General features: G+C 35.4%; 21 protein-coding genes, 1 riboswitch and 1 other annotated feature. Of the genes, 8 read left to right on the top strand and 13 right to left on the bottom strand.

Annotated elements, in window-relative coordinates:
- Positions 1–23 precede the first annotated feature (23 nt).
- Positions 24–1,547, bottom strand: a complete 1,524-nt coding sequence (locus tag LDM90_RS05215) for an SLAP domain-containing protein (protein WP_223898723.1) — start codon at positions 1,545–1,547, stop codon at positions 24–26.
- A 176-nt stretch (positions 1,548–1,723) separates the two neighbouring features.
- On the opposite strand from LDM90_RS05215, the gene LDM90_RS05210 reads away from it, so the two are divergent.
- A complete protein-coding gene (locus LDM90_RS05210; RefSeq protein ID WP_223898721.1) occupies positions 1,724–3,565 on the top strand; it encodes a BspA family leucine-rich repeat surface protein in 1,842 nt (613 codons plus the stop codon).
- 63 nt (positions 3,566–3,628) lie between these two features.
- On the opposite strand, the gene LDM90_RS05205 is transcribed toward LDM90_RS05210, so the two are convergent.
- Positions 3,629–5,149, bottom strand: a complete 1,521-nt coding sequence (locus LDM90_RS05205; protein ID WP_223896747.1) for an SLAP domain-containing protein — start codon at positions 5,147–5,149, stop codon at positions 3,629–3,631.
- Positions 5,150–5,359: 210 nt separating this feature from the next.
- Between LDM90_RS05205 and LDM90_RS05200 the strand changes: the two genes are divergently transcribed.
- Positions 5,360–7,366, top strand: coding sequence for a BspA family leucine-rich repeat surface protein (locus tag LDM90_RS05200; RefSeq protein WP_223898718.1), 2,007 nt, complete (start codon positions 5,360–5,362; stop codon positions 7,364–7,366).
- Positions 7,367–7,438: 72 nt separating this feature from the next.
- Here the strand turns inward: LDM90_RS05200 and LDM90_RS05195 are convergent, their stop codons facing one another.
- Together LDM90_RS05195 and LDM90_RS05190 are read right to left on the bottom strand one after the other, a co-directional pair.
- Positions 7,439–8,215, bottom strand: a complete 777-nt coding sequence (locus LDM90_RS05195) for a hypothetical protein (protein WP_223896745.1) — start codon at positions 8,213–8,215, stop codon at positions 7,439–7,441.
- Positions 8,216–8,417: 202 nt separating this feature from the next.
- Positions 8,418–9,941 carry an SLAP domain-containing protein gene (locus LDM90_RS05190; RefSeq protein WP_223896744.1) on the bottom strand — a complete coding sequence of 508 codons (1,524 nt, stop codon included), beginning with the start codon at positions 9,939–9,941 and terminating at the stop codon, positions 8,418–8,420.
- Positions 9,942–10,284: 343 nt separating this feature from the next.
- Between LDM90_RS05190 and LDM90_RS05185 the strand changes: the two genes are divergently transcribed.
- Positions 10,285–12,219, top strand: a complete 1,935-nt coding sequence (locus tag LDM90_RS05185; protein ID WP_223896743.1) for a P-loop NTPase fold protein — start codon at positions 10,285–10,287, stop codon at positions 12,217–12,219.
- Positions 12,220–12,283: 64 nt separating this feature from the next.
- On the opposite strand, the gene LDM90_RS05180 is transcribed toward LDM90_RS05185, so the two are convergent.
- Positions 12,284–13,807 (bottom strand): SLAP domain-containing protein, encoded by a 1,524-nt coding sequence (locus LDM90_RS05180; RefSeq protein WP_223896742.1) that lies wholly within the window; start codon positions 13,805–13,807, stop codon positions 12,284–12,286.
- A 160-nt stretch (positions 13,808–13,967) separates the two neighbouring features.
- On the opposite strand from LDM90_RS05180, the gene LDM90_RS05175 reads away from it, so the two are divergent.
- A complete protein-coding gene (locus tag LDM90_RS05175; protein ID WP_223896783.1) occupies positions 13,968–15,290 on the top strand; it encodes a replication-associated recombination protein A in 1,323 nt (440 codons plus the stop codon).
- Positions 15,291–15,396: 106 nt separating this feature from the next.
- Here LDM90_RS05175 and LDM90_RS05170 read toward each other — a convergent pair whose 3' ends face one another.
- Positions 15,397–15,780: a hypothetical protein gene (locus LDM90_RS05170; protein ID WP_223898716.1), complete on the bottom strand. Its 384-nt coding sequence runs from the start codon at positions 15,778–15,780 to the stop codon at positions 15,397–15,399.
- A gap of 400 nt (positions 15,781–16,180) precedes the next feature.
- Between LDM90_RS05170 and LDM90_RS05165 the strand changes: the two genes are divergently transcribed.
- Together LDM90_RS05165 and LDM90_RS05160 are read left to right on the top strand one after the other, a co-directional pair.
- The gene (locus tag LDM90_RS05165) at positions 16,181–16,552 is read left to right on the top strand and encodes a hypothetical protein (RefSeq protein WP_223896740.1); all 372 of its coding nucleotides are present in this window, start codon (positions 16,181–16,183) and stop codon (positions 16,550–16,552) included.
- Positions 16,553–16,831: 279 nt separating this feature from the next.
- Positions 16,832–17,749, top strand: coding sequence for an alpha/beta fold hydrolase (locus LDM90_RS05160; protein WP_223898715.1), 918 nt, complete (start codon positions 16,832–16,834; stop codon positions 17,747–17,749).
- Between the two features lie 62 nt (positions 17,750–17,811).
- Here the strand turns inward: LDM90_RS05160 and LDM90_RS05155 are convergent, their stop codons facing one another.
- The 3 genes from LDM90_RS05155 to LDM90_RS05145 form a co-directional block, all read right to left on the bottom strand.
- The gene (locus LDM90_RS05155) at positions 17,812–18,561 is read right to left on the bottom strand and encodes an amino acid ABC transporter ATP-binding protein (protein ID WP_223896738.1); all 750 of its coding nucleotides are present in this window, start codon (positions 18,559–18,561) and stop codon (positions 17,812–17,814) included.
- A complete protein-coding gene (locus LDM90_RS05150) occupies positions 18,561–20,186 on the bottom strand; it encodes an ABC transporter substrate-binding protein/permease (protein ID WP_198213528.1) in 1,626 nt (541 codons plus the stop codon). The genes LDM90_RS05155 and LDM90_RS05150 overlap by 1 nt, the downstream gene beginning before the upstream one ends.
- A gap of 109 nt (positions 20,187–20,295) precedes the next feature.
- A riboswitch (Lysine riboswitch) is annotated at positions 20,296–20,472 on the bottom strand.
- A gap of 129 nt (positions 20,473–20,601) precedes the next feature.
- Positions 20,602–21,234 (bottom strand): DNA-3-methyladenine glycosylase, encoded by a 633-nt coding sequence (locus tag LDM90_RS05145; protein WP_198213530.1) that lies wholly within the window; start codon positions 21,232–21,234, stop codon positions 20,602–20,604.
- A 44-nt stretch (positions 21,235–21,278) separates the two neighbouring features.
- Here LDM90_RS05145 and LDM90_RS05140 point away from each other — a divergent pair, with 44 nt between their 5' ends.
- Positions 21,279–21,638 (top strand): DUF488 domain-containing protein, encoded by a 360-nt coding sequence (locus LDM90_RS05140; RefSeq protein WP_198213532.1) that lies wholly within the window; start codon positions 21,279–21,281, stop codon positions 21,636–21,638.
- On the opposite strand, the gene LDM90_RS05135 is transcribed toward LDM90_RS05140, so the two are convergent.
- The 3 genes from LDM90_RS05135 to asnA all read right to left on the bottom strand — a co-directional run bounded on the left by LDM90_RS05135 (position 21,633) and on the right by asnA (position 24,383).
- On the bottom strand, positions 21,633–22,412 hold the full coding sequence (locus LDM90_RS05135; protein ID WP_223896737.1) for a TerC family protein: 780 nt from the start codon (positions 22,410–22,412) through the stop codon (positions 21,633–21,635). The genes LDM90_RS05140 and LDM90_RS05135 overlap by 6 nt on opposite strands.
- Positions 22,413–22,538: 126 nt before the next feature.
- The gene (locus tag LDM90_RS05130) at positions 22,539–23,243 is read right to left on the bottom strand and encodes an NAD-dependent protein deacylase (RefSeq protein WP_223896736.1); all 705 of its coding nucleotides are present in this window, start codon (positions 23,241–23,243) and stop codon (positions 22,539–22,541) included.
- Between the two features lie 126 nt (positions 23,244–23,369).
- The gene (gene asnA / locus LDM90_RS05125; RefSeq protein ID WP_198213535.1) at positions 23,370–24,383 is read right to left on the bottom strand and encodes an aspartate--ammonia ligase; all 1,014 of its coding nucleotides are present in this window, start codon (positions 24,381–24,383) and stop codon (positions 23,370–23,372) included.
- A gap of 60 nt (positions 24,384–24,443) precedes the next feature.
- Positions 24,444–24,685: a binding site (T-box leader), on the bottom strand.
- Positions 24,686–24,807: 122 nt separating this feature from the next.
- On the opposite strand from asnA, the gene LDM90_RS05120 reads away from it, so the two are divergent.
- Entirely contained in the window at positions 24,808–25,284 is a 477-nt protein-coding gene (locus LDM90_RS05120; protein ID WP_034980835.1) for a hypothetical protein, read from the top strand.
- Between the two features lie 31 nt (positions 25,285–25,315).
- Here the strand turns inward: LDM90_RS05120 and LDM90_RS05115 are convergent, their stop codons facing one another.
- The gene (locus LDM90_RS05115) at positions 25,316–25,618 is read right to left on the bottom strand and encodes a nucleoside triphosphate pyrophosphohydrolase (protein WP_034980833.1); all 303 of its coding nucleotides are present in this window, start codon (positions 25,616–25,618) and stop codon (positions 25,316–25,318) included.
- Between the last annotated feature and the right edge of the window lie 41 nt (positions 25,619–25,659).

Raw genomic sequence — 25,659 nt, 5'->3', positions numbered from 1 at the left:
TTAGTTTGTCTTTCTAGTATACTTTAGGCAAATTCAGGGAAGTTTAAAGTTTTTATCTGTGTTTTAGTGGTTTTTAACAGCCAGATTGCCTGATCTACTTGTGCCAGCGTTGCTTTGCTCGACCGTAAGACAACCGCAGCATTAGCTAAAGCATAGTCATAGCTCTGCATAAGTGCATCATAATGGACACTCTCGTTAATAGTTTGCTGTCCAGAGTCAAAGTCTTTCTGGAGCTTCACTTTATCGCTGTCGGTTGCTACTTTTTGTTTCTGCTCAGCTGCTAAAGAAGTGTTTACAGGAGAAAGTTTTATGCCCCTGCTAAATTTCACATCACTTGCTTTGACGAAACTGTTAGCTGCTATTATTTTTTCACTGGTGGTTAGAGTGATTGGACCATATTTTTTGTCAGTCGCCGGGGCCTTTAGTTGTGTGCCATCATTATTGATAAGGGCTTTTCTGTCTAAATTGTTACTCAGAATGTGATAATACAACTCCGCTTTGTTTGTAGCCGCATTCCAAATATAGAATAAGCCGTCAACATTAAAATCAGACTGCTTTGCAGTATTAAAACTAATCCCAACGGGTTTTCCTGTGGCGTCATAAAGCTTAACGTTTGCAGTAGTCTTTGCAGTAACAAAACTGTAGGTTAAATCAGAGTAGTCGGTAGTTGGTAAGTAATTTCTCAGGTTGATACAGTTTTCATCTATGTATTCATTATGATGATTATGCAGGCGGAAAATATAGCCTTCAAAATCTTCTGCCCAAGGCGTAACGGCTAAATCAACTTTTATTTTCTGACCCTTTTTTAAAATATGTTTGGTTTTCATTTCGTTTAAAGTCTGAGTAGCTGTCTTTTTGAGAACGATGGCCGTTGTAACCCCATTGTAAGTTAGAGGATAACCATCTAAACTTGTAACATTATAGGCTTTGACAAAGCGATTTTGACCAATGGCATAATAATTTTTCCCTTTAATTTTTGTAAGAGGAAGATAGAAAAAGTGCTCATCGTTATCTGATTTAAAGTATTTACTATAATAGTATTTTGGTCTTGACTTAACTTGTTTAACTTTGCCCTGATACTTAACAATAGCGCGCTTAGGTAAAGTGTAACCACTCTTGTTACCAGCTTTAGTATATACAGCTGATTTCTGTAGTAAAACCAATTTACCCTTTTTGCTGTTCTTACCATTGACTTCTTTAATATCTGCCATACTAATGTAGCAGCCATTACCAATATTATAGAATTTTTGTCCATTAATTATTTTGGTGCCGTAATATTGCATAACATCTGCATTAAATCCTGGAATGTACTTATAGCCATTGGCATCATCTTCAGCATAAGGCAGATATTTGTTCTTGTTTTTAATTTTATGACCATATTTATTATAAAGATGGGCATCATAGATTAACGTGATTTTACCCTTTGCGGTCTTTTTACTGCTTTTGGCAGCTGCAACTGTATGTATTTGATTGCAATTTGCTAAAAAAGGTGTGACGACCAATGCCAAAGCTGTGATCGCCAAACAGATTTTTTTGGTTAATTTCATGATTTACCTCCTTACTAATCCTTTCTACTAAATTTATTATAACCTAATATAGGAGCAGCAATACATGTTTACAATAAATGAATAAAGGCTGACAAAGTTTAACTTAAGTTTCAAATCATTAATAAGTTTTAAGCAAAAAACCCGTATAATTAGGGTAAGAGAAAAGAGGTATCAAGATGAAGCTTCCAAATTTAATCAAGTTTGAAAAAACTGGGATAGGTATTGCAACAATAGCATTAGGTTTAGTCGTAACGGTGCAAACAAACGTAAATGTTGCTGCTGCAACAGAAACTCCTGCTGTTGTCCCAATTAGTGCGACAGGTTTGCCATCTGATGCCGGTCTGTGGACTGGCACTGATGGCAGCTGCACATGGGAATACGACGTTATTAGTAGAACTCTGCGGATTAGTGGCGCGCAAAAGAGCAGTCAATTATCCAGCACACCATTTTTAAAGCAGTTTAAATGGTCTGGCAATATTGAGCATATTGTGTTTGAAACACCAGTTCAAATGGCTCCGAATTCGGCAGAAAAGTTTTCCGGTCTTGAGTATTTGGAGGATATTACAGGTCTCGACAAAGTTGATACTAGTCAAGTGACAAATATGGCTTTGCTTTTTACTAATGACAAAGCTCTAACTAAAGCTGATGTGAGTCACTTTGATACCAGCCAAGTGACAAATATGGAACGAATGTTTGACAACACAGCCTTAACAGAAGTAGATTTGAGCAGTTTTAATACAAGCAAAGTCACAAATATGAGCGGTATGTTTAGAAACAGCCCGATGAAACATCTTAATCTGAAAAGTTTTGCTACCAGCCAAGTGACCGATATGGCAGATATGTTTGCGGATAGCGATGTGGCAGAGCTTGATCTGGCTAATTTTGATACCGGTAATGTCACTAACATGTCTGGTATGTTTGCTGGAATAAAAGTTCCTGAACTAAATCTTGAGCACTTTAACACTAGCAAAGTTAATAATATGTCAGGCATGTTTTCCGGTACCCAAAATCTGTCAAGTCTTGATTTGAGTAATTTTGATACTAGTCAAGTGACTGATATGGCTGAAATGTTTAGTGGTAGTACTGTTACTCACTTAAATTTGGCTAATTGGAACACCAAAAACGTCACCAGTATGAAAAATATGTTCCAAGGGTGTTCTGACTTAACTAAACTTGACTTAAGCGGCTTTAATACCGGTAATGTTACAGATATGTCGGGTATGTTTGCAAAATTCGCCCATTTGGATCAGCTAAATTTCAGTCACTTTGATACGAGTAAAGTTAAAGATATGAAAGAAATGTTCGCAGACAATCCAGCTATTACTAGTTTGGATGTAAGCAGTTTTGATACCAGCAACGTTACTAATATGATCTCGCTGTTTTCTGGGGACAGTTCTTTGGCTAAACTCAATTTAATGGGCTGGAATACCAAGAACGTACGCTGGATGAATTCAATGTTCAGTGGCGACAGCAGTCTAAAAGACATTGACTTGAGTCACTTTAATACTGCCAAAGTTACTGATATGCTTAGGATGTTTAAGGGTGCAAAAAGTCTTGAGCAGCTTGACCTGCATACTTGGGATACACGTCAGGTTACCAGGGTCAGCCAAATGTTTATGGACTGTGATAATCTTGTTTTTGTTGATTTGCGTAGCTGGCGGTTACCAAAAATGTATGATTCAACGGAAATGTTTACTAATGATCAGAAGCTAGCTGGAGTTGATTTAAGCCATTTTAATATTCATAATAGTCAGATTTTGAAAAATGCTGGTAATCCTAAAGGATTTGCTGTCAAGCTCGGTCATTACCGCTTACGTAAGAGTTCAGGAGTAGGTCAAGGATTTAAACATATTCAAGCTGTTGGCAAAGGCACAATTGCCAAGCCTCGGGGCAAGAAGTATACTGCAAAGCAATTGCTAAAACTGTATAACCATTCTGCTAAAAAGAGTCCTGAAGAAACTTATGTTATGTATAATGGCAAAAAGCCCCAGCTTCCTGAAGGGTTCAAACTTAAATAGATAAGACAAAAAAGCTAATTCGTTTTATGTACGAATTAGCCTTTTTCTATTAGTCTAAAAGATTTAATCGCCCTGAGGAACAGACATAGTTGTCAGCTGCTCTTTTGCCGTTTTAACATACCAGACAGCTTCATCAACTTGGGCGATAGTTGCCTTATCAGATCTTATTATGGCAGAGGCATTACTTAAGGAGCTATCATAATTATTCATTAGATCCGTATCATATTTAGCATTTTGATCTAAATCTTTGCCTTCATTAAAAAGTGCTAGTAATTCTTGCTTGTCAGCAGTCGTTGCAACTCTTTGATCATTTTTGGCCTGCTCAACCGTATTAAGTGCTTTTAGCTTTAACCCGCTGACGTATTTAACATCGCTAACTTTGATAAAGTTATTGCCATAGTTTAATTTTGGATTATTATTGTGGGTTACTGAGTCTTGATCTGATATCGGATCTGGTTGACTGTCATCAATCACATTAGTATCGCTGTAATTTAGACAGTGATAAAACAGTTCCGCCTTGTTTTTCTCAGGAATCCACAAGTACATTAAGCCATCAACCGTCAGATTACTATGTGTCGGCTTCATGATATGCTTGCCAGTTGCCTTACCGGAAGTATCATAAAGTTCAACGCTGTTGCCTGCTAATGGGGTGACATAAGTGTAGACTAAGTCACTGTAATCAATAATAGGCAGGTTCCTTTTCAGTTTAACTTCGTATTCTGAAACATATTCATCTGGGTGATCGTGCAATCTGTATATATAACCCTCAAAGCCATCAATTTCGTATGGAATAACAGTTAAATCAAGTTTAATCTTTTGTCCTTTTTTCAGTTTCCGCTTTGCAGCAGAATAATTTACCGTTGTGCTGGAGGTGTTCCTAAGGACAGTCGCTGACGAAACACCATTGTAGCGAGCAATGTGACCGTTAATGTACCCGACATTAGCTGCCTTAATGTAGCGATTATGTCCTAAAGAGTAATAATATTTCCCTTTAATTTTATGAGTAGGTATATATCTGGGCTTGAAGTATCTGTCTAAATCGTTAAGATAATAAAAGTATTTGGGTGTTTTAGTAGCAGTCTTAGCTTTTCCTTGATACTTGACAATTGCATCAGTTCTTAATTTCTTACCAGTTGCTTTGCCAGTCTTGGTGTAAATCAATGAATTGTGACTTAATACTAGTTTGCCTTTTTTAATATTGTGGCCTTTTACTTCTAAAATATCGGCATTTTTAACGTAATAGTTATGTCCAAGGTTGTAAAATTTTTGCCCGTTAATTTTTTTAGTACCGTAGTAGGAATAACTGGTTCTACCATCGCTGTATTCATCAATTTCCATGTCAGTAATCACGTAACCCTTGGAATCAGCGCTAAAACCTTCAGGAACGGTAAAGCCGTGAGAAATATTCAATTTTATTTTATGACCTGACGGATTGTAAACATAATCGTTTTTAAGCAGCGTAACTTCTCCTTTGGCTTTTTGAGCAGCTTCTACTGTTTGGGAATTGGTGATATTTGGCAATAATGGACCAGCAGTTAATAATAAGGCTGTTAGTCCAATACAAATTTTCTTAAAACGTTTCATATTATGACCTCGCAAATTATGACCTTACAAAAATGAGCTTATAATTTAATGTTATCGTAACCCAAAATGAAACTCAAATTTATTTTATCTGGTAAATTTAATGGATTTTGCCTGGCTTTCATTATTTTTTGCAACTAGGAAAACTATATTTTGCAATATTTTGGATTTGAAACGGCTTATAATTAAGTTAATGAAAAGGAGGTCATGATAATGAATCACAACCATTCAAAACAAATTTTAGGTTTAGTTAAAAAAGTTGGTATTAGCAGCAGTATTGCTTTTTGTAGTCTGAGTTTAATGGCAGCTGCTGTTAAGCCGGTTTCTGCTGCAACTAATAAACCTGATGCTAGCGATCAAGTGAATAATGATATTCAAGAAATACCAGGTATTTGGTCAGGCAAAGATGGTGACTGCAGCTGGAATTATGATATTGTTACCAGAACCCTGACAATTAAAGGAACTCAGAAAAATAGCACTCTTTCGAGTCGCCCGTTTAATGAAGAATGGAGTTGGGGGAATAATATTACCCATATTGTTTTTGCCTCCCACGTAAAACTTCCTGCAGATTCAAAATATAAGTTTAGCGAGCTAAATAATTTGAAAGACATTAAGGGACTGGACTTAGTTGACACCAGTGAAGTCACTGACATGAGTGGCTTGTTTGATATGGATCAGGCTCTGACTGAGCTTGATTTAAGTCACTTTCAAACTGATAAAGTAACTGATATGAATAGAATGTTTGAGTCTACGGGACTATCAACGCTAGATTTGAGCAATTTTAATACTAGCAATGTCACTAACATGAATTATATGTTTAGTAATTGCACTGCTGAAAACATTAACTTGACCAGTTTTAATACTAGTAATGTCACTAAAATGGATTATATGTTTAATGGTTGCACTGTCAAAAGCATTAACTTGAGTAGTTTTAACACCAGTCGCGTTACTGAAATGAGTAATATGTTTAGTCTAACCAAACTTCAAAATCTTAATTTTGCTGACCTTGATACAAGCAATGTGACCGATATGTCAGGAATGTTTGAGCGGGCTGATATTTCTAATTTAGATTTTGCCAAACTCAATACTAGTAAAGTTACAGACATGGAATACATGTTCTCAGGAACAATCGGGGTAAAGACCCTGGATCTTAGCTCATTAGATACCAGTAATGTTATTAAGATGTCAAATATGTTTGCTTCAAGCAAAATAACAAAATTAGTTTTAGACAATTGGGACACCAATAAGGTAACAGATATGTCGTATATGTTTGCTGAATGTCCTAATTTAACGGATGTTGACTTGAGCAAATTGCATACGGCGAATGTCACAAACATGTCATACATGTTCGAGGGCTTTTCACAGATAGAGCAATTAAATCTAGCCAAGCTTGATACTCATAATGTTAAAAACATGAGAGGAATGTTTGCGAAAAATCCTAATCTAAAGAGTATAAATTTGAATTATTTAGATACGTCAAATGCAACCAATATGCGGGAAATGTTTGCGAAAAATCCTAATATAAAAAGCATAAATTTAAATCATTTAGATACATCAAATGTAACCAATATGCGGGAAATGTTTGCGGAAGATCCTAATATAGAAAGTCTAGATTTAAGTCATTTAAATACTGCTAAAGTTACCACCATGTGGGGGATGTTTACTGGAGATTATTCTTTAACCAATTTGAACCTGGATGGCTGGAACACTGAGAATGTTAAAGACATGACTTATATGTTTGCTGATAATAAGAGTTTGGTTAGCATAGATCTTTCGCATTTCAGAATGACTAATGTTACTAGTACAACTGGGATGTTTAATGATTGTACTAATCTGAAGTATGTGAATTTAAGTGGCTGGCATTTACCGAAACTAAAATCTTCAACTATAATGTTTGAAAACGATAAAAAATTAGTTGGAGTTGATTTAAGCAATTTTAACATTCATAACAGTCAAATTTTGCTTAATGCAGGTAATCCCAAGGGCTTTGTTGTCAAACTCGGGCATTACCGCTTACGTAAGAGTTCGGGAGTAGGCAAAGGCTTTAAACATATCCAAGCTCTTGGCAAAGGCACAATTAGAAAGCCGAAAGGCAAGAAATATACTGCAAAGCAATTGCTAAAACTGTATAACCATTCGGCTAAAAAGAGTCCCAGGGAAACTTATGTCATGTATAATGGCAAAAAGCCCAAACTTCCTAAAGGGTTCAATCTCAAATAGATAAGACAAAAAAGGCTAGTTCGTTTTAACTACGAATTAGCCTTTTTGCTTTATTAGTGAGAGCACTGAAGACTATTTTAATTTGCCTGCCTCAATGAGATCATCGTCACGTTTTTCAAGTTTCTTGTTGTGCTTCTTATAACCCTTATCAGATAAGTCGGCATTAAACTTGTATCCCCGTTTCTTCAAAGCTTTAATGTCTTGTTTTACATATTTTCTATTTTCTTTAGGATATTTCTTAAAATATTTATAATCATTTAAATATGTTACGTATAATATTGAATCAACCCATCCACTATACGGTTCTTTAGGTGCTTTTGCTTTCTTTGGCTTTTGCACAGGTTGTGGCTTCAGATCACCCGATGGTTTAGTAGTAGGAACATTTTCCAATTTAATTTGTCTGTTTAACCACTTAATTTCAGCGTTAAGATAATTCTTGAAAGTCTTGGCATACTTAGTCTTGTAATTTTTAAAATGCTTCAAGGTCTTCTTGTAAAGGGCTAATTTTTTAGTCTTATTCGTTAACTTCTGCCCCTTCTTGACGACGTTCTTATTGAAATAATTATTTGCTTTCTGATGGCGTTTTGACCAGGTCTTCTTAGTCTTGTGGATATTGGTCTTAGGCTCGGGATCATTATCTTGGATAGGTTGGGAAATTGGTTCAGCTATAGGAGTTTCAGTTTTATCTGTTACACTTGTGTCTGGATTATTTGTATCAGTGTTTGTATTTGTATTCGGTTCGTTAGTTGCAGCAACATCTGCTAAAACAGCTGAAGTTTGGCTAATAACTGGCGCTAAAACGGTAATACCCGCGACAGCTGCAACAATAGTATTTTTATGTAATTTCACTTTGGTTTACTCCTTTAAATTTGATTTCAATAACCTTTATCGCTGGGCTGGTCATCACGTTTTGTCAGTTGATAGCTATTTTTTAATAACTAATAAATCGGCACTAAACTGATAGTCTCGTTTTTGCCATGCTCTACATATTGTCTATTATATTTGCTTGGACTATTTTTGTAAAACTAATATTGCTCTGACCAGTAGCCATTTAATCACCGGGAGGGGTAGACATAGTTGTCAGCTGCTTTTTAGCGGTTTTAACGTACCAGACAGCTTCATCTACCTGTGTGACAGTTGCCTTATCAGACCTTAACATAGCAGAAGCGTTTCTTAAGGCACAATCATAGTTAGACATGAGATTATCATAAGCGCTATTTTGTGCTATATCTTTTCCTTCATTAAAAAGTGTAAGCAGTTCCTGCTTGTCAGCTCCTGTCGCAAACTTTTGCCCATTTTCAGCCTGCTCAATCGTATTCAGTGCTTTTAGTTTTAGCCCGCTGACGTATTTCACATCATTCACCTTAATAAAGTTATTGCCATAGATTAGTGCTTGCTTTTTTGCAGGGTAAGTTGGTTCTGAATTTGGCACCGAGTTTGGTTGGTTGGCATCAATCACACTAGCGTCACTGTAATTTAAACAATGATAAAACAGTTCCGCCTTATTTTCCTCAGATACCCAGAGATACATTATGCCATCAACTGTTAGATTACTGTATTGCGGCTTTATAATACGTTTACCAATTGTCTTGCCAGATGTGTCATAAAGTTCAACGCTGTTGTCTGTCACTGGCGTAACGTAAGTATAAACTAAGTCGCGATAATCAATAATAGGCAGACTCTTTTTCAGTTTAACATCGTCCTCATCAACATATTCATCTGGATAGTCGTGCAGTCTGTAAAGATAACCCTCAAAGCCATCATTTTGGTAAGGAATAACAGTTAAATCAAGTTTAATCTTCTGTCCTTTTTTCAGTTTACGTTTAACGGCAGAATAATTTACCGTTATGCTGGCGGTGTTCTTAAGAACAGTTGCTGACGAAACGCCGTTGTAGCGAGCGATGTGACCGTTAATGTAGCCGATGTTGGCTGCTTTAATGTAACGATTATGTCCTAAAGAGTAAAAATATTTTCCTTTTATTTTGTGGGCAGGTACGTATTTAGGCTGGAAGTACCTTGCGACATCATTAAGGTAGTAAAAATATTTGGGTGTTTTAGTAGCAGTCTTAGCTTTTCCTTGGTACTTAACAACTGTATTAGTTCTTAGTTTCTTTCCCGTTGTTTTGCCAGTCTTGGTGTAAATCAGTGCATCGTGTTTGATAGTCAATTTACCTTGTGTGATATTGCGCCCATTGACTTTTAAAACATTAGCACTATTAATGTAATAGTTATGTCCCAAGTGGTAAAATTTTTGTCCGTTAATTTTTTTAGTGCCATAGTAGGGATAACTGGTTCTACTGTCATTATCATAAACTATCATTTCTGTAATCAAATAGCCTTTGGAATCAGCATTAAAACCGTTAGGAATGTTATAGCTATGTGTACCCCGATTTTGTTTCAATTTTATTTTATGGCCTGACGAGTTGTAAACATAATCACTCTCAAGCAGCATGACTTTTCCTTTGGCTTTCTGAGCTGCTTCTACCGTTTGGGGGTTAGCAGTATATGGCAAAAATAGACTAGTAGTTATAGCCAGGGCTGTTAAGCCAATGCCAACTTTCTTGAAAAATTTCATTTTATGACCTCACAAAAAACGCTTATGTTAATATCATTGTACCCTAAACTGATATTTAAAATTGTTTTATTATATAAATTGTTAGAACTTTTGTCTGGTTTGTAATATTTTTGCGAGATTAAACTGCAATTTTCTGAACTATTTTAGGTGTAAAACAGCATATAATGAACTTAAAAAGTAGTCTTAGTTTGAAGTGAATCTTAATATCATTAGATTCTACCTGCAAAATAATTTTAAGATATATTAGTCCAGTTTTTATTTTGCATTAGACTTTATAAATTTTGGACTAAAAAGTAATGTTATTGGGATCATTAGTAAAATGAAGTTTTTAGTGAGAGGTAGCATGGATCAAGATTGGAAAATAGATAAAATTAACACTACTAATGTTGCTAAAGCTTTTGCAAAGGAGCTTGAAGAAGGGCAACCTAAAACTTTTTTTCTTAATGGTACTTGGGGAAGCGGAAAAACCGAGTACTTGAAAGAAGTTGAGAATGTAAGTAATAACAATTTTAAATTTGTTTATTTGGAATTATGGAAACCTAAAAATAAAGCTTCACTTGCTCAAAATATATTCGAAGCTATTCATCCAAGGTTCTATTGGCTAAAGATAATTCTATATATTGCACTGCTCTTTATAACAGTTGTAGCTGGTACATACTTATCAACAATTACTATTATTCAAAGGCAACTTAGTAATCATGAAAAAAGTTGGTTAGTAGTTGTAGCGTGCTTAATCACAACTTTAATTACATATTATCAAAATAAATTTTTTGATATGGATAGGTTATTATTGTGGATAGATAAAAGAAACTTGCAACGTAAAAAGCACCCCAGGATTTTGATAGTTGATGATTTTGACAGACTGCATAAGGATGTGCAAAATGAACTTTACTTGTTTTTTAACCAACTTAACGGAAAAACAAGAATCATTTTTGTAGGTGATTTTGATAAAATAAGTAAAAATGAAGATAACTATTTAAGTAAGATAATTGATCGTCAAATCGGATTACCTGTGCAATTACAATCGGAGAATATTACAAAATTAATTAATACGAAAATTAGAAATAATCTACAAAACTATAAAAATCCTGACAAAAAGTCTTATCTTTATAAATATACTAGGGATTTTGAATTTAATGATATAGCCGAAATTTTTATTAATGAAAGAAAAAATGCCAGAGATGCTAATAAATATTTGAATTATGTACAGAATCAATTAATAGGTAGGAATAAACTTGATAAGGTTTACTTAACGCAAGAATTGCTTATTATTTATTTGTATCTGTTTCACCGAAATTATTATAATGATTTGTTAAATAATCATTCAGTTGTGCAAGCAGGAAAAAGTAAAACAGAAATTGAAAATTTAATTAATAGAATTTTATTCACAAATAACTCGTTACGAATAAGTTTTAAAAAGAACCCTATTTCTTATTTTATTGATGACCTAGCAACAAATCATAGTATGGCAGAATTAATTGAAACTTCAAAGAATAAAGAGGAACTAAAATCTATATTTTATATAAAAAATAAGAAAGATTATCTAGAATTTTATTATTTTATCACTAAGGATGTAGCAAAAAAAGACTATTCATTTATGGCAGAAGTAGCTATTGAAGTAGTGGGGTCTTCAGAATATGAGATGCCAAATGACTTAATCAGATTTGTATTACAAAAATATGCTAGTCAGCTTTATGATGGAAGAAAAACAAAGATAAACAGCCAATTGTCAGAGCAAGAAAAATCAAAATATAAAGCAAGTGCTGATGAATATGTTATTTCTAAATTTGAAAAGATTTTTAATAATATTCAAAAAGAAGCAGATCATGTAGTTACTAATGGTAAAAAACTTCATATCTATAGAGAATTGGTAGATTTATTTAATTTAGAGCAATTTTCATATGATGATTATGCGCAAAAATATTTCAAACAAATAATAATAAGTTCGGAAAAAGAGAAAGATTTTGGAAGAAAACCGTATGATGCAGAAACATTGCTTTATGTACTAAACTTTAATTATGATCATATAAATTTTTCTAAATTTTATACAAAAATTTCACCTACGGTTGAATCTAAAGTAGAAATTATTGAGAATTTATGTGATACAGAATATTTATACTTTTGGAATATTTATTTGATGTACCCACGCGAGTTTCTTCCAGTTGTGTCAGATGGTAACTTATTATATTTTGATCAACTGCGCTTTTCATATAAAGGAGAAATCTATGCTAATCATGTACTTGCTCGATGTAGAGCTATTAGATTAGCTATGTGTTAACCTAATTGTTAACATAAAAATAGAGCTAATCCACCATAAAAGTGGACTAACTCTATTTTTTAATTTAACTCCATTCAGCGAAGTTTAAAGTACTTAATTGAATTTTGGTTGTGTCAAGTAGCCAAATTGCCTGTTTTACTTGTGCAATCGTTGCTTTTGGAGATTGTAAAATAGAAGAAGCAATCATCAAAGCATTATTATAATTACTTACTGCACTTTGTTGCTCACACTTAACATTCTTGTTATTCTTAGTTTCCTCAAATTTTCTTTGCAATTCTTGCTTATCCTTATCTGTTGCTACTTTCTGATCGTTCTCAGCGTCTTTAGCAGTATTGAGAGGGGTAAGCTTAATTCCACTGGCGAAAGTAACATCACTAGCTTTGACCAAGCTGTTAGTATAGTGGATCTTATCTTCTGTCGATTCAATTAGTTTATTGTTTTTGTCAAACTCTGGTTTTTTAAGGTCAGTACCATCGTTATTAACAAAATAGTTTCTGTCTATTCTGTAGGTTAAATAGTGATAAAACAGTTCTGCTTTCTTTTCACTAGGTACCCATAAGTAATAAAGACCATCAACGGTCAAGGGGTTTTGCTTACGGTTCCTGTAACTGATACCTGTTGGAGTACCGTCAAAATTATAGAATTTAGTATTTGTCGTAGTATTAGGCCTTACATAGGTGAATGTAAGTTCATCGTAACTTGATGTTGGCAAATAGTTTCTCAATTTAATGTAACTTTGACCAACATATTCGTTAGGATAATCGTGCAGGCGATAGATATAGCCTTCAAAGTCTTCTGCCCAAGGCTGGACCGCTAAATCAACTTTAATTTTTTGACCCTTTTTTAGAACGTGCTTAGTAGAATCATTGGTTAATGTTTGAGTTGTCGTCTTTTTGAGAACAGTGGCATAGGTAACGCCATTATACATAAGAGGATACCCATCTATACTGTCAACGTTATTTGCTCTAATATAACGATTTTTACCTATTGCATAACAGTCTTTACCATTAACTGTTTCTGTCGGCAAATAATAAAAGGTTGCCTTTTGCTCAGAAACGTTAAATTTTGCAAAATAATATTTTGGCTTGGATTGAGATTGCTTAACCTGACCCTGATAGTTAACGACTGATTTAACTGGTAGAGTCTTGCCTTTTAGCTTACCAGTTTTAGTATAGATTGCAGATCTGTGATTCAAAACCAGCTTACCGGTCTTAGAGCTTTTGCCGTTAACGTTATTGACATCACCGTCATTAATATATTCTCCTTGACCAATTTTATAGTATTTTTGCCCATTAATCATTATTGTGCCGTAATAATCTAAGGAGTCGATATCAAAAGAAGAAACATAACAGAATCCATTCACATCTGCTTCAATTTTAGATAGATCTCCGTTTTTTCTTGCTTTAAGTCTTTGACCATATTGATTATATACGGGTGCGTCATTGACTAAAGTAATTCTGTTTTTAGCTAGTTTTTGTGTTTTTGGCGCAGCTTGCACTGTTTGAATATGATTTAGACTTGGCAGCAGCGGACTAATTGTCAACACTGTTGTGGCTAAGCCAAGACCAATTTTCTTAAAAAATTCCATATCTTCACCTCATTATGTGTAACTTAATACCTAATATAATTATAACGCAAACTAGTTAGTAAAATCAGGGCAAACAGACGTTCATTTGTTTTTGCTAGCGTACAAATACTTGTATAATTAGGTTAGTAAGTGTCTAGAAGTAAACAAAGAAGATGTAATGATGAAGCAAGAATCATTATTTGCAAATAATGGGCAAAATGAACCATTGGCTAACCGTGTACGTCCCCAAAATCTAGATCAGTTTGTAGGACAAGAACAGTTGCTGGGACCGGGAAAAATTTTGCGAGAAATCATTGATAATGACCAGGTTTCCTCAATGATTTTTTGGGGGCCACCGGGAGTCGGCAAAACGACTTTGGCTGAAATAATTGCCCGGCAGAGTCAAGCAAGCTTTTTTAATTTTAGTGCGGTTGACAGCAACATTACTAAAATTCGTAAAATTATGAAGCAGGCTGAAGCAGAACACGAAGTGGGGCAAAAAACGTTGGTATTTGTAGATGAAATTCATCGCTTTAATAAAGCACAACAAGATGCTTTTTTACCCTATGTTGAACGTGGCAGTATCACGCTAATTGGCGCCACGACCGAAAATCCTTCCTTTGAAGTTAATTCGGCATTGCTTTCACGCTGCAAGGTTTTTGTCTTAAAACCGCTTGAAGTCAAAGATATTATCAAGTTATTGCAAAATGCTTTGCGCAACCCTAACGGTTTTGGCAAATTAACCGTCAAAATCAGTGAGCAGGAGATTGAAGCCATTGCCAAATTTGCCAACGGTGATGCCAGAACTGCTTTAAATACGCTGGAGATGGCGGTTTTAAATGGCAACAAAAGTGGTAATACGATCGCCGTGACTATGGACAGTCTGGGGCAATTAATCACCCAAAAATCAGTCTTGTATGATAAAGACGGGGAAGAACACTACAATATTATCTCCGCTTTGCATAAATCAATGCGTAACAGCGATGTAGACGCGGCAATTTATTGGCTGTCGCGCATGCTTGAAGGGGGAGAAGATCCGCTTTATATAGCACGCAGACTAGTGCGCTTTGCCAGTGAAGATATTGGCTTGGCAGATACTAATGCACTGAATGTAGCGGTCAATGTCTTTCAGGCTTGCCAGTTTTTGGGGATGCCGGAATGTGATGTGCATTTGACGGAAGCTGTGATTTATCTGTCGCTTGCTCCGAAATCAAACGCGGTTTATAAGGCTAGACTAGCTGCTGAAGAAGATGTTAAGAAGACTATTGATGAACCAGTGCCTTTGCAAATTCGCAACGCTCCGACTAAGTTAATGAAAGATTTAGGCTATGGTAAAGGTTACCAGCTCGCGCATTATGCTAAAGACAAGTTAACGACAATGAAAACTATGCCACCAAGTTTAGAGGGACACGAATATTATTTGCCAACCTCGCAGGGTCATGAAGACCGCTTTAAAAAGAGGCTGGAGCAGATTAAAGAATGGCACAAAGAACACGATAAATAGCGCGCAGATTTTAAAGTCTAACCTCATTAGTTTTAATTACCGGGACACTAAAAGAATAATATAACAGATCGATTAGCTAGATGATGAATTAAGCGGACACTGCTATTTAAGCATCAACTAAAAAGCAGGCAAACCACAAATTAAGTGGTTTGCCTGTTTTGATGCTCTTTCTTTTCTGTGGCGATATTTGCTTAAATTCATTATTTGATAAAAAGCATGTTGCCTGAAGCCCACATAATGTAAAAAACAGAATAACACTAATTATTAGAGCTAATAGCCAACCCAAAACCAAACTTATAATAAAGGTAATATGTCTGTGTTGAAAAAATGTTGTCAATACTTCCGCCAAAGCTGATAGTAGAAGACCTAAGGCGCCAACGCTTAAATCAACAGATTTGAAAAACGGTAAGATTAAAACCAATAAGAATGCGCCTAATACAATAAACCATAAATATTTATAGCCATGATCTATTAGCAGCTGTTCTTTCATCGTAGTCTGGTTTTTGAACATTATTAATAGCTCCAATCATGATATTGCCAAGATTTATTATGCACAAAGCAATATTAAATTTTTTACAGATACTAACTTTTCTATGTCTCTCTGAATTTTTTCAGATACAAAAAAGCAGTTTTAATTTAACTTAAAACATTAGTTATATCTATGATAATAATAACTTATAGGCTAGTACATAACTATTAAGATGTAAAGTGAGTAATTAAAAATAAATTAAATTTATTACTAAATATCATGAAATAAGCGCAGCATTTTTTATGATTTAACTGCAATTACTGATTAGACTGTTGATTAACATTATATTTCATTTATAATTATAAATTATATAATAATTAAAAAATTCAAAATAAGAAAGGTTATAGGAAATGAGATGAAAATGAAATTAGCAAGAGCCGCCTTACGATTGTTGTGTACATTTGGAATGGCGCTTTTTTTCTCCAATAAGCTGAATTTTAACTTAATATGGTCAATTAGTGCGTTCATCATGACAATAATTGCTACAGCTTGGTTTGAAGTAAAAGAAGATACATTTATTGACCAAGTCGAAAATGATTTAATTTACTGTTTGGCATTACAAGGCGTACCTATTAGTTTTGAAACTTTATATTTGTTAAATATGACAGATGAGCAAGAAGACCACCCGTTATTGATACTCTTTATTATTGTCTTTAATTTAATCTGTGTGTTCTTATTTGACTACTTAATTAATCGAGTTAAATTTTACAAAGTTGAAGATAAAAATGATTAGAATTTAACATAATTTGAGTACTAAGCTATTAAAATGCTTGGTACTTTTTTCTAGCATAAAGTTCGTCAGATTATTTGATATTTATCGGTTTTCTCAGCTGGCTATTCCAATAGTTTTTTTAGTTTAGAGTAGTAAAAGTTACGAGCCTTTATTTGATAAAAATTGCGTCAGTCTTGTAAATATAATTTGCAATTTACAAAGCAGGGACATTAATAATATACTTAAATAAAGTAGCAGTGTATCCATAATAACAGTCGATTATATGAATATAGGCAAAAAATGAGTAGTACATCAGTGATAGAAAACGTAGAAATTAACGGCACTAAACTTTATTTTTCAGTTAGTTCAAAGCAAAGTCAGAAACCAATCATTTTATATTTGCATGGTGGACCGGGCGATGCTTGCATCCCCTTGACCAAAAAATTTAATAGCGAACTAGAAGATCATTTTATCTTTGTCAATCTGGAACAAAGGGGCAGTGGACTATCGTATTACAAATTCTCGCCTGAAGAAAACTTGTCTATTGACACCATCTTGGCAGATATTCATCAGTTTGTGCTTTATTTATTAAAACGGTTAAAACAGGATAAATTGATTATCATGGGTCATTCTTGGGGTACGGTTTTAGGACTCTATTTTATTCAAATGTATCCAGACCTGGTTACGCAATATATCGGAATTGGTCAAGTGGTTAATATGAAAAAGAATATTGTTTTACAAAAAGCTTTTTTACGAACAAAAATGAAAAATACTGCCAAACTTGATCAACTTGATTTTGTACATGAACCAATTGATGCCAGCCTGAAATTAACTAAAATGATTGTGGCTTATGGCGGCTCGATCCATGGTGCTAAAAACTACCGTAAATTAATTTGGCCGTTTATATCCGCTAAAGATTATTCTTTTAAAGACTTAATTCACCGCTTGCAAGGCTCAAAGCAATCAATTCAATATTTTTGGGAAGAACTGATGGCCGTTAATTTTGAAAATATTCTGCATTTTGCCATTCCCATCACTTTTTGTGAAGGCAGACATGACCATCATGTGTCCTCACAATTGACTGCAGAATATGCTGCTAAAATTACTAGTCCGTGCAAATTGATTTGGTTTGACCATTCTGGTCATTTCCCGCAGTGGGAGGAGCCAACTAAATTTAATCAGAAAATTATTATGCTTTTAGAGTCACAAGCAAACTAAAAACTGGCAACTCACATTATTAACAAGGTGAGGTTACCAGTTTTTTGTTTAATTAGACTTTATTAGTTATTCTGAAAATTACTTAAAAACTTCGCGGTTTTTTCATTTTGCGGGTGATTGAATAACTGATCAGGTTTACCTTGTTCAGTTATTACACCGTCGCTGATGAAAAACATTTGATCGGAAATCTCTTTAGCAAATGCCATTTCGTGCGTTACGATAATCATCGTTAAACCTGTAGTGGCCAGGTTCTTCATAACGCTTAAAACTTCTCCTACCATTTCAGGATCCAAAGCACTAGTAGGCTCATCGAATAACAAAATTTCAGGATCCATGCAAATAGCACGGGCAATCGCGACCCTTTGTTGTTGTCCACCAGAAAGTTGGCTTGGTCTGGCATTAACGTATTGCTCCATGCCTACCTTTTTCAAATTTGCCAGCGCAATTTGACGTGCTTCGTCTTTTGAGCGTTTTAATACCAACTCTTGACCTACCATACAATTGGCTAATACATTCTTGTTTTCAAACAAATCAAATTGTTGGAAAACCATGCCGACTTTTGCCCGGTAAATATTGCGATTGTAGTTTGGCGCCAAAACATTTTTGCCGTGAAAATCAACTTCACCAGCAGTGGGTTCCTCAAGCAGGTTGATGCAGCGCAAAGTTGTTGATTTACCACCACCTGAAGGTCCGATAATTGTGGCAATCTCACCTTTGTTTATATCAAAAGAAATATCTTTCAAAACTTGGTGTTCACCGAATGTTTTCTTGATGTGCTTTAAACTTAAAATAGTTTCGTTTGATTCAGTCATTAGTTCTTAGCCTCCATGTCTTTTGGTGTGCCAACTTGAACTTGGTTTGCCATTAAGTTGTAATTCTTACTTCCTTGGAGGTGTTTTTCAATTAAGTTGAATATTCTGGTAATGGTAAAGGTCAAGATGAGGTAGATAGCAGAAATTGTTAAATAAGTTGGGAAGAACTTAAATGTCTGACTCGCAATCGTTGAACCGACGAAGAACAACTCTGATACAGAGATGATGCTCAAAACTGAGGTATCCTTGATGTTAACGATAAATTCGTTAGTAATTGAAGGCAAGCAGTTCTTGATTGCTTGTGGCAAAATAATATGCCACATTCTTTGATTATGAGTCATTCCCAGCGCGCTGGCTGCCTCAAACTGACCTTCGGGTGTAGAAATAATTCCTCCCCTAATAATTTCGGCTAAATATGCTCCAGTGTTAATGGAAACAATGATTAGTGCGGCGACCGTTCTGTCAATGTTCAGGTGCCAGAATTGGGCAATACCATAGTAAATAACAGCAGCTTGAACCATCATTGGAGTACCACGGAAAATTTCAATATAAACTGAAAGCAGCCAGTTGACAAACTTGAGCAGCCATCTTTTACCACCGGTTGTTGGTGTAGGAATAGTTCTCACAATACCAACGGCCAATCCAATAAAGAAGCCTGCTATGGTACCTACAGAAGCTAGAAGAAGCGTCATGCCGATACCATTTAAGATCATGCCGCCATATTGGCGCCACATAGATACTAACCAAGGCTCTGACTTAGCCTTTTTGCCTTTTTTATTATTATCAGTTTTAGGCTGCTGCTTGACAGCTTCAGTCATTAATCTGACTCTTTTTGCTTGGGGAATAGTAGCTAATATTTGGTTAACGCTCTTAAGCAGTGCCTTGTTGGGCTTGGCAATTCCGATTGAAGTGACAGATTCTTCTTTAGTAGCGTGGAAGCCAGCCATTTTGCTGACAGGAATTGACTTAATATCAGGGTCAACCATCTTAAAGGAAGTTGATTCAGTGTCTTCGGCAACATAGCCGTCAATGGTGCCGGAGATTAAACTTTGTCGCATAGCCGCAAAATCGCGCATAGCAGGTTGTCTCTTAGCACCTTTTAACTGCTTGATTAAATCATAGTGGAAAGTACCTTGCTGCGCTGTTAATTTGGCACCCTTAAAGTCGGTCAGCTTTTTAGCATTAGCATATCTGCTGTTAATCTTGGTAATTACCACAAAAGTACTGTTTCTATATGGCTTAGAGAAATTAATGGCCTTTTCACGTTCAGCTGTTGGACTCATCCCAGCGATAATCAAATCAGCTTTGCCACTGGTCAAAGCGGGGAGTAAACCATCCCATTCAGTCTTAACAACTTCTACTTTTCTATGTAATTTTTGACCAATAATTTTGGCAATTTTAACGTCATAACCATTGGCGTATTCTTTTGAGCCCTCAATTGGCACAGCACCATTGGCATTATTAGTCTGTGTCCAATTGTACGGCTGATAATTAGCTTCCATGGCGACTTTTAGCGTACCATCGTCCTTTTTGGCGTTAACTTCATTCAGACTAAAATTAGCCCCAATGCCCAAACAGGTGAATAAGGCAACTAAGGTAGCCAGCCACTTAAATCTTGACTTCATTTTGAAAACCTCCACAAAATATGTTTCAAATAAAGCCAATACAATAAAAGCGTAAACAAAAACCTCGCTGTTAGTCAAAAACAACGAGGTTATAATCTATTTTTTAAACAAATCATATAGCGCTCCCTGGAAATGAACCAGGACAGTCTGCAAAATATTCTCTTGCAGCCCAACAAAAAGATTGAAACGAACAACATTTTTGTTTCGGCAGTAATTCTTACGCTAATCTTCAAAGTGTTCGCTCACTCAGATTAGTTTCGTAACAACCGCGACCTCTATTGCATTGGAAATTATTTAACTTAGAAAAATAATAGGCTATTAAGAGTGACTTGTCAATAACTTTATTTAAAAAATATTTTATAATTATCTCATTTATTATCTTTTACTATTTTAAAAGACCACTGGGATACTGCTCTCACTGCCAGCCATTATCTTTTTGATAGGCACTTTTTTTCATTCTGGAAACATACGGATTACCTGCTACATAGTAACGTAATTTTTTATTGGCCCATTCTAATTCGGATTGACTAACGCCAATTCTGGCACTGGTTTGGATCTCCTTAGCCAGTTTTTTGTGACTGTCATCTAAGTCAATTTTAAAAGGTGAATCAGTTAAGAAATGTAAATTCCACTTTTTACTGTGAATACCAAAAGCCTGCATCATTTTCGCAGGACCGTTAGTTAAAAGCACCCCATTTTTGCCGGCACGATTTTTAATCATCTGCTCTATGCCCCAGACTGGTTCGATGGCTCTAATTAAAACTCCTTGCGGCTCATTATATTCTTGTGTTGCGACATCGAAAAAGAAATACTGTCTTTGGGCGTAAATGTAGATAGTTCCACCTTTACGATAAAGACCCTCATTAGCCGGGCTGCGATGACCGCCATAAGAATGTGCTGCCCGGTCTTTAATGCCTAAGTAAGCTTCAGCCTCTACAATATAGCCACCCATTATATTCTGGCCATCATTATATGTTAATGGTCTGCCAATCAAATCTTTAGTAATGGCAGCAGTTGATTTATTAGAGAAATAAGTTGAATAATTCATTTTTTCTTCCGTGTAGTAAACTTAAACTAAAAGGAGATATTACAATGACAAAGATAAAATTAGTACGCATTTACGAACATGAGCAGCCTGCTGGTTACCGCATTTTAGTTGATCGTCTGTGGCCACGAGGCAAAAGTAAAAAAGATGCTGATTTGGATGAGTGGGTCAAAGAAATTGGTCCCAGCACCGAATTGCGTAAGTGGTTCAATCATGATGATACTAAATATCCTGAGTTTAGGCAAAAGTACATTGCTGAATTAGAACATAATCCTGTGACTGTTAGTTTTGTTACCCGAGTGAAAGACGAACTTGCAAAACAAGATGTCCTTTTTCTTTATGGTGCAAAGAATAAAGAGCACAACCAGGCAGTTGTGCTCAAAGAATACGTTGAACAAAGATTATAGTTTCCGTCTTTTCTTTTTTGCTCGTATAAAATGAAAAGCAATAGTTAAGAGAAGAATACCGAACACAATAAAGGCAAAAGTTGTATTAGGCAGTTCGTAATGCAGTGGTGGTAAAGACAATAAAAGTTTAAGAGCAATGATAGCAATTAAAACGTAAGCCATCGGTTGCAGTTCAGGAATAATGTCCATCAATTTGATTATGATTTCGGCAACACCGCGCATACATAAGATACCAATCATGCCACCAATTAATACTACTACCGGATTATTGGAAACTGCTAGGGCAGCTAAAACTGAATCAATTGAAAATACGATATCCATTGCTTCAATTGAAATAACGGTCCGCCAGAAAAGTGACAGAAAATGTTTGCCCTTTTTGGAAGCATGGCTGGGACTTTTTTCAGTTGTAATTTTTGTGTTGGCTGCTCTTTTTTGGGGATGCTTTTGCTCATAGAAAAACTTGAACGATAAATAGAAAAGATAGAGACTTCCTGCTAATTTAATTTCCCAAAAATTGATCAGATAAGTACCAATGCCAATCACAATGAAACGAAAAATGTATGCGCCCCAAAGACCATAGAATAATGACTTTTCCTGTTGTTTCTTGTCAGGCAAAACCTTGGTTTGAGCTGCCAAAACAACTGCATTATCAACAGAAAGCAAGCATTCCATTAGAATCAGGGTTAAGATGACGAGCCAATCTTTGCCACTGGTCAGTACGTGAATCCAATTACTTCCACTGAAAAAGGGAGCATACATTTTAAAAATTGCCATTTAAAAGCTCTTTTCTAGTTCAGAATTATTTTTAATTACTGTGTCGTATTTTAGCACAAGTAATTTATAGCATCCGGGTAAAAAAGCAATTCTGTTGGTTTAAAGGGCTTTCTTTTTAAAAACTAGTTAAAGCTGTTTAAAAACATCTAGTGCATCCGCAATAATGGAGGAAATACCTTCTGCTGGAATGGCAGTTTTATTAATTGCCCAAACTTTAGCTCCAGACTGCCTGTAAGATAAAAGCTGGGCAAAAGGGTACACGACGAAACTGGTGCCTGAAATAATTACAAGGTCAGAATTTTGCATTGCATTGACAGATTTAGCTAAACTGTCTCCGTTAATGGCTTCACCGTATAAAACAATTCCTGGTCTGATAATACCGCCACAATTTTCATGCTGGTAAGATTTGGCGTATTCAGCGTATGAAACTGGTTTATGGCACTTAGTGCAGTAAATATTATAAAGACAGCCATGAAATTCGGTTACGTGTTTATTGCCGGCTTTGGTATCCAAGCCATCAACATTTTGTGTGATTAGATCGCCTTTTTCGTTGCAGATCTCGGCAATTTTCTGGTGGATTTCGTTTGGCTTGGCTTCAGGGAAATACATATTATCCATCACAAATTTGTAGAAGAAATCTGGTCGCTGATAAAGTGTTTCCTCACTTAAAATCGTTTCCGGACTTTCAGAGACGCCATCATAAATACCGTTTTTAGAGCGATAATCAGGAATGCCAGAATGAGTTGAAACTCCGGCACCAGTCAGAAAAGTAATGTGGCGTGCCTGATCAATATCATTTTTTAACTCAGCTATTTCATTTGCATCAATCATAATTTTGCCTTTCTTAAAACTAATTCTGCTACTGCTAGTTTACTACAAGATTTTGTCTAACATATAGGGTTATTGCAATAAAAAACCATGCAGTTTCTTTTTAACTGTATGGCTTTTCTTCATTTATTATAAAATTTGAATGTCATGTTCTTCGCATTTGGCAATCATATCATGAGGCCAAACACTAGCTTGAACTTCACCGATGTGAGCTTTGCCAAGCAAAAGCATACATAAGCGGGATTGACCAATTCCACCACCGATGGTATAAGGTAATTCTCCATTAAGCAACATTCGGTGAAATTCCAGTTTTTCACGATCAAGGCAATCAGCCTTCTTTAGCTGTTCGTGCAAGCTTTCAGGACTAACACGGATACCCATAGAAGAAATTTCAATTTTTTGTTTTAAAGGTTCATACCAAAAAATTAGGTCACCGTTTAATTCCCAGTCATCATAATCGGGTGCACGACCATCGTGTGGCTTGCCGCTTCTCTTCAGCTTGTCACCGACTTTCATAATAAAGACAGCTTTTTCTTCCTCAGTAATTTTGTTTTCTCTTTCTTCAGGACTAATATCCGGCCAGCGGTCTTCTAATTCCTGAGTAGTAATAAAGTAAAGCTTCTCTGGCAAACGGTAAGTAGAAGCAGGATAACGGGATGCACATTCTGCTTCAATTTCCTTAATACCAGTAAAAATTTTAGTAACAGTACTCTTTAAAGTTTCTTCTGTTCTTTCCTCTTTGGCAATAATTTTTTCCCAATCCCATTGGTCAACATAAATTGAATGAAAGTTATCTAAATCTTCATCGCGGCGAATGGCGTTCATGTTAGTAAAAAGTCCTTCATGCATGTTAAAGCCATATTTTTTAAGTGCCATTCTTTTCCATTTGGCTAGTGAATGCACTATTTCAAGTGTGTCATCTGCCGGTAAATCCTTGGCATCAAAAGCAACTGGACGCTCAACTCCATTTAAGTTATCATTAAGCCCTGTATATTTTTCAACAAATAGCGGTGCAGACATTCGTTGTAAATTTAATTTTTTCGCCAAAATTGTTTGGAATCTTTCACGAATGAAAACAATCGCTGCTTCGGTATCGCGAATTGTGAGAGTTGGATGATAATCTTCGGGTAAAATTAAAGTCATTGTTTTGACCTCCTGTAAATTTAAGGAAAAGAAAAAGCCCTTTATCCCGTTTTTAATAAAAACAAGGACGAAAGGCTTTTTCCGCGGTACCACCTTAATTGCCCAAATATAGGGCCAACTCATGAAGCACTATCATGCTTCACCAGCGTGGTAACGTACTGGAGACGACACAACCTACTTTTACAAAAATTTCAGCGTGCTGCTAAAAGTGTTTTTCAATAACCCAGGGTCTAACGGTTTTCCACTGTCACCGATTCACTTAAAGAGGTAAGTTATCTACTCGTCTTTTTCATTGCATTTAATTTGATAATAATTTAATCATGATTTTAATAAAATTGCAAGTAAAATATCATTAATGTTGAATAAAATATCTAAAGACTGTCAATCTGTTATAATAGATGAAAATACAATTGAGGAGAGTAATATGGTAGTTTTTTATCTAATTTTGGATGCCTTGCTTCTAGGCTACACCTGTTATAGTTGGTACTGGCAGGCAAATATTGACTTAAAGGGACATTATCGCTCGTCTTCAGTTATTTGGGCCGTAATTTTTATTTGGATCGGTTTTGCCTGGCAATTAATTGAAAAGGGCGATCCAGGTCTCAGTATTTTCTTGGCAATATTTTTGTTGATTGGTATTATTGATGGTTTTACGGGTCTCGCACCTAAAAGGGCTGTTGTTTCAGGTTACTTTCGGCGGACAGTCTCATATTCAGAGATTGCGATGGTCACTTTAATTAAAGTGCCTAATCCGAAGAAAAAGCAGGTAATTTGTATTTTAACAACCCAAAAGAACAGACAATATTACCTTCGTTTTTCATACGGCGTAGCACAAATTGTCGAAGCACTTAAAAATCATATACACCATGATATTCGGATTGAAATTCAAGATATTTTTTAAGCCACACATTAACGTGGCTTTTTTAATAGGCTTATTTTTCTTCCCAATTCATTTCTAGATATTTGGTAAAGCCACCCTTAAGGGCGCGCTTTTCTTTTACTTGCTTTAAAAAAGTTGCTTGATCAACGTTTTTAAATTTAAGATATGCCAAAATGACTTCGTAAACATCACCTAATTCTTCAATTAAATTAGTTTCAGTTTTAGCAGCAAGAACTTCATTAGTTTCTTCAATTAATTTTTTCTTTAAAGCTGGCTCAATTTCTGCGTGACTAAGTTCACGATAAGTAGCATAGTGCGCAAATTCCGGTATTTTGTCTCTAACTAATTTTTTCATTTTTATGGCCTTCCTTACTTATAATATTTAAATTTTATTAT

It is taken from the genome of Lactobacillus huangpiensis (assembly GCF_019972815.1).
GTDB classification, from domain to species: Bacteria; Bacillota; Bacilli; order Lactobacillales; family Lactobacillaceae; genus Lactobacillus; species Lactobacillus huangpiensis.
This window is presented reverse-complemented; position numbering and strand designations above follow the sequence as displayed.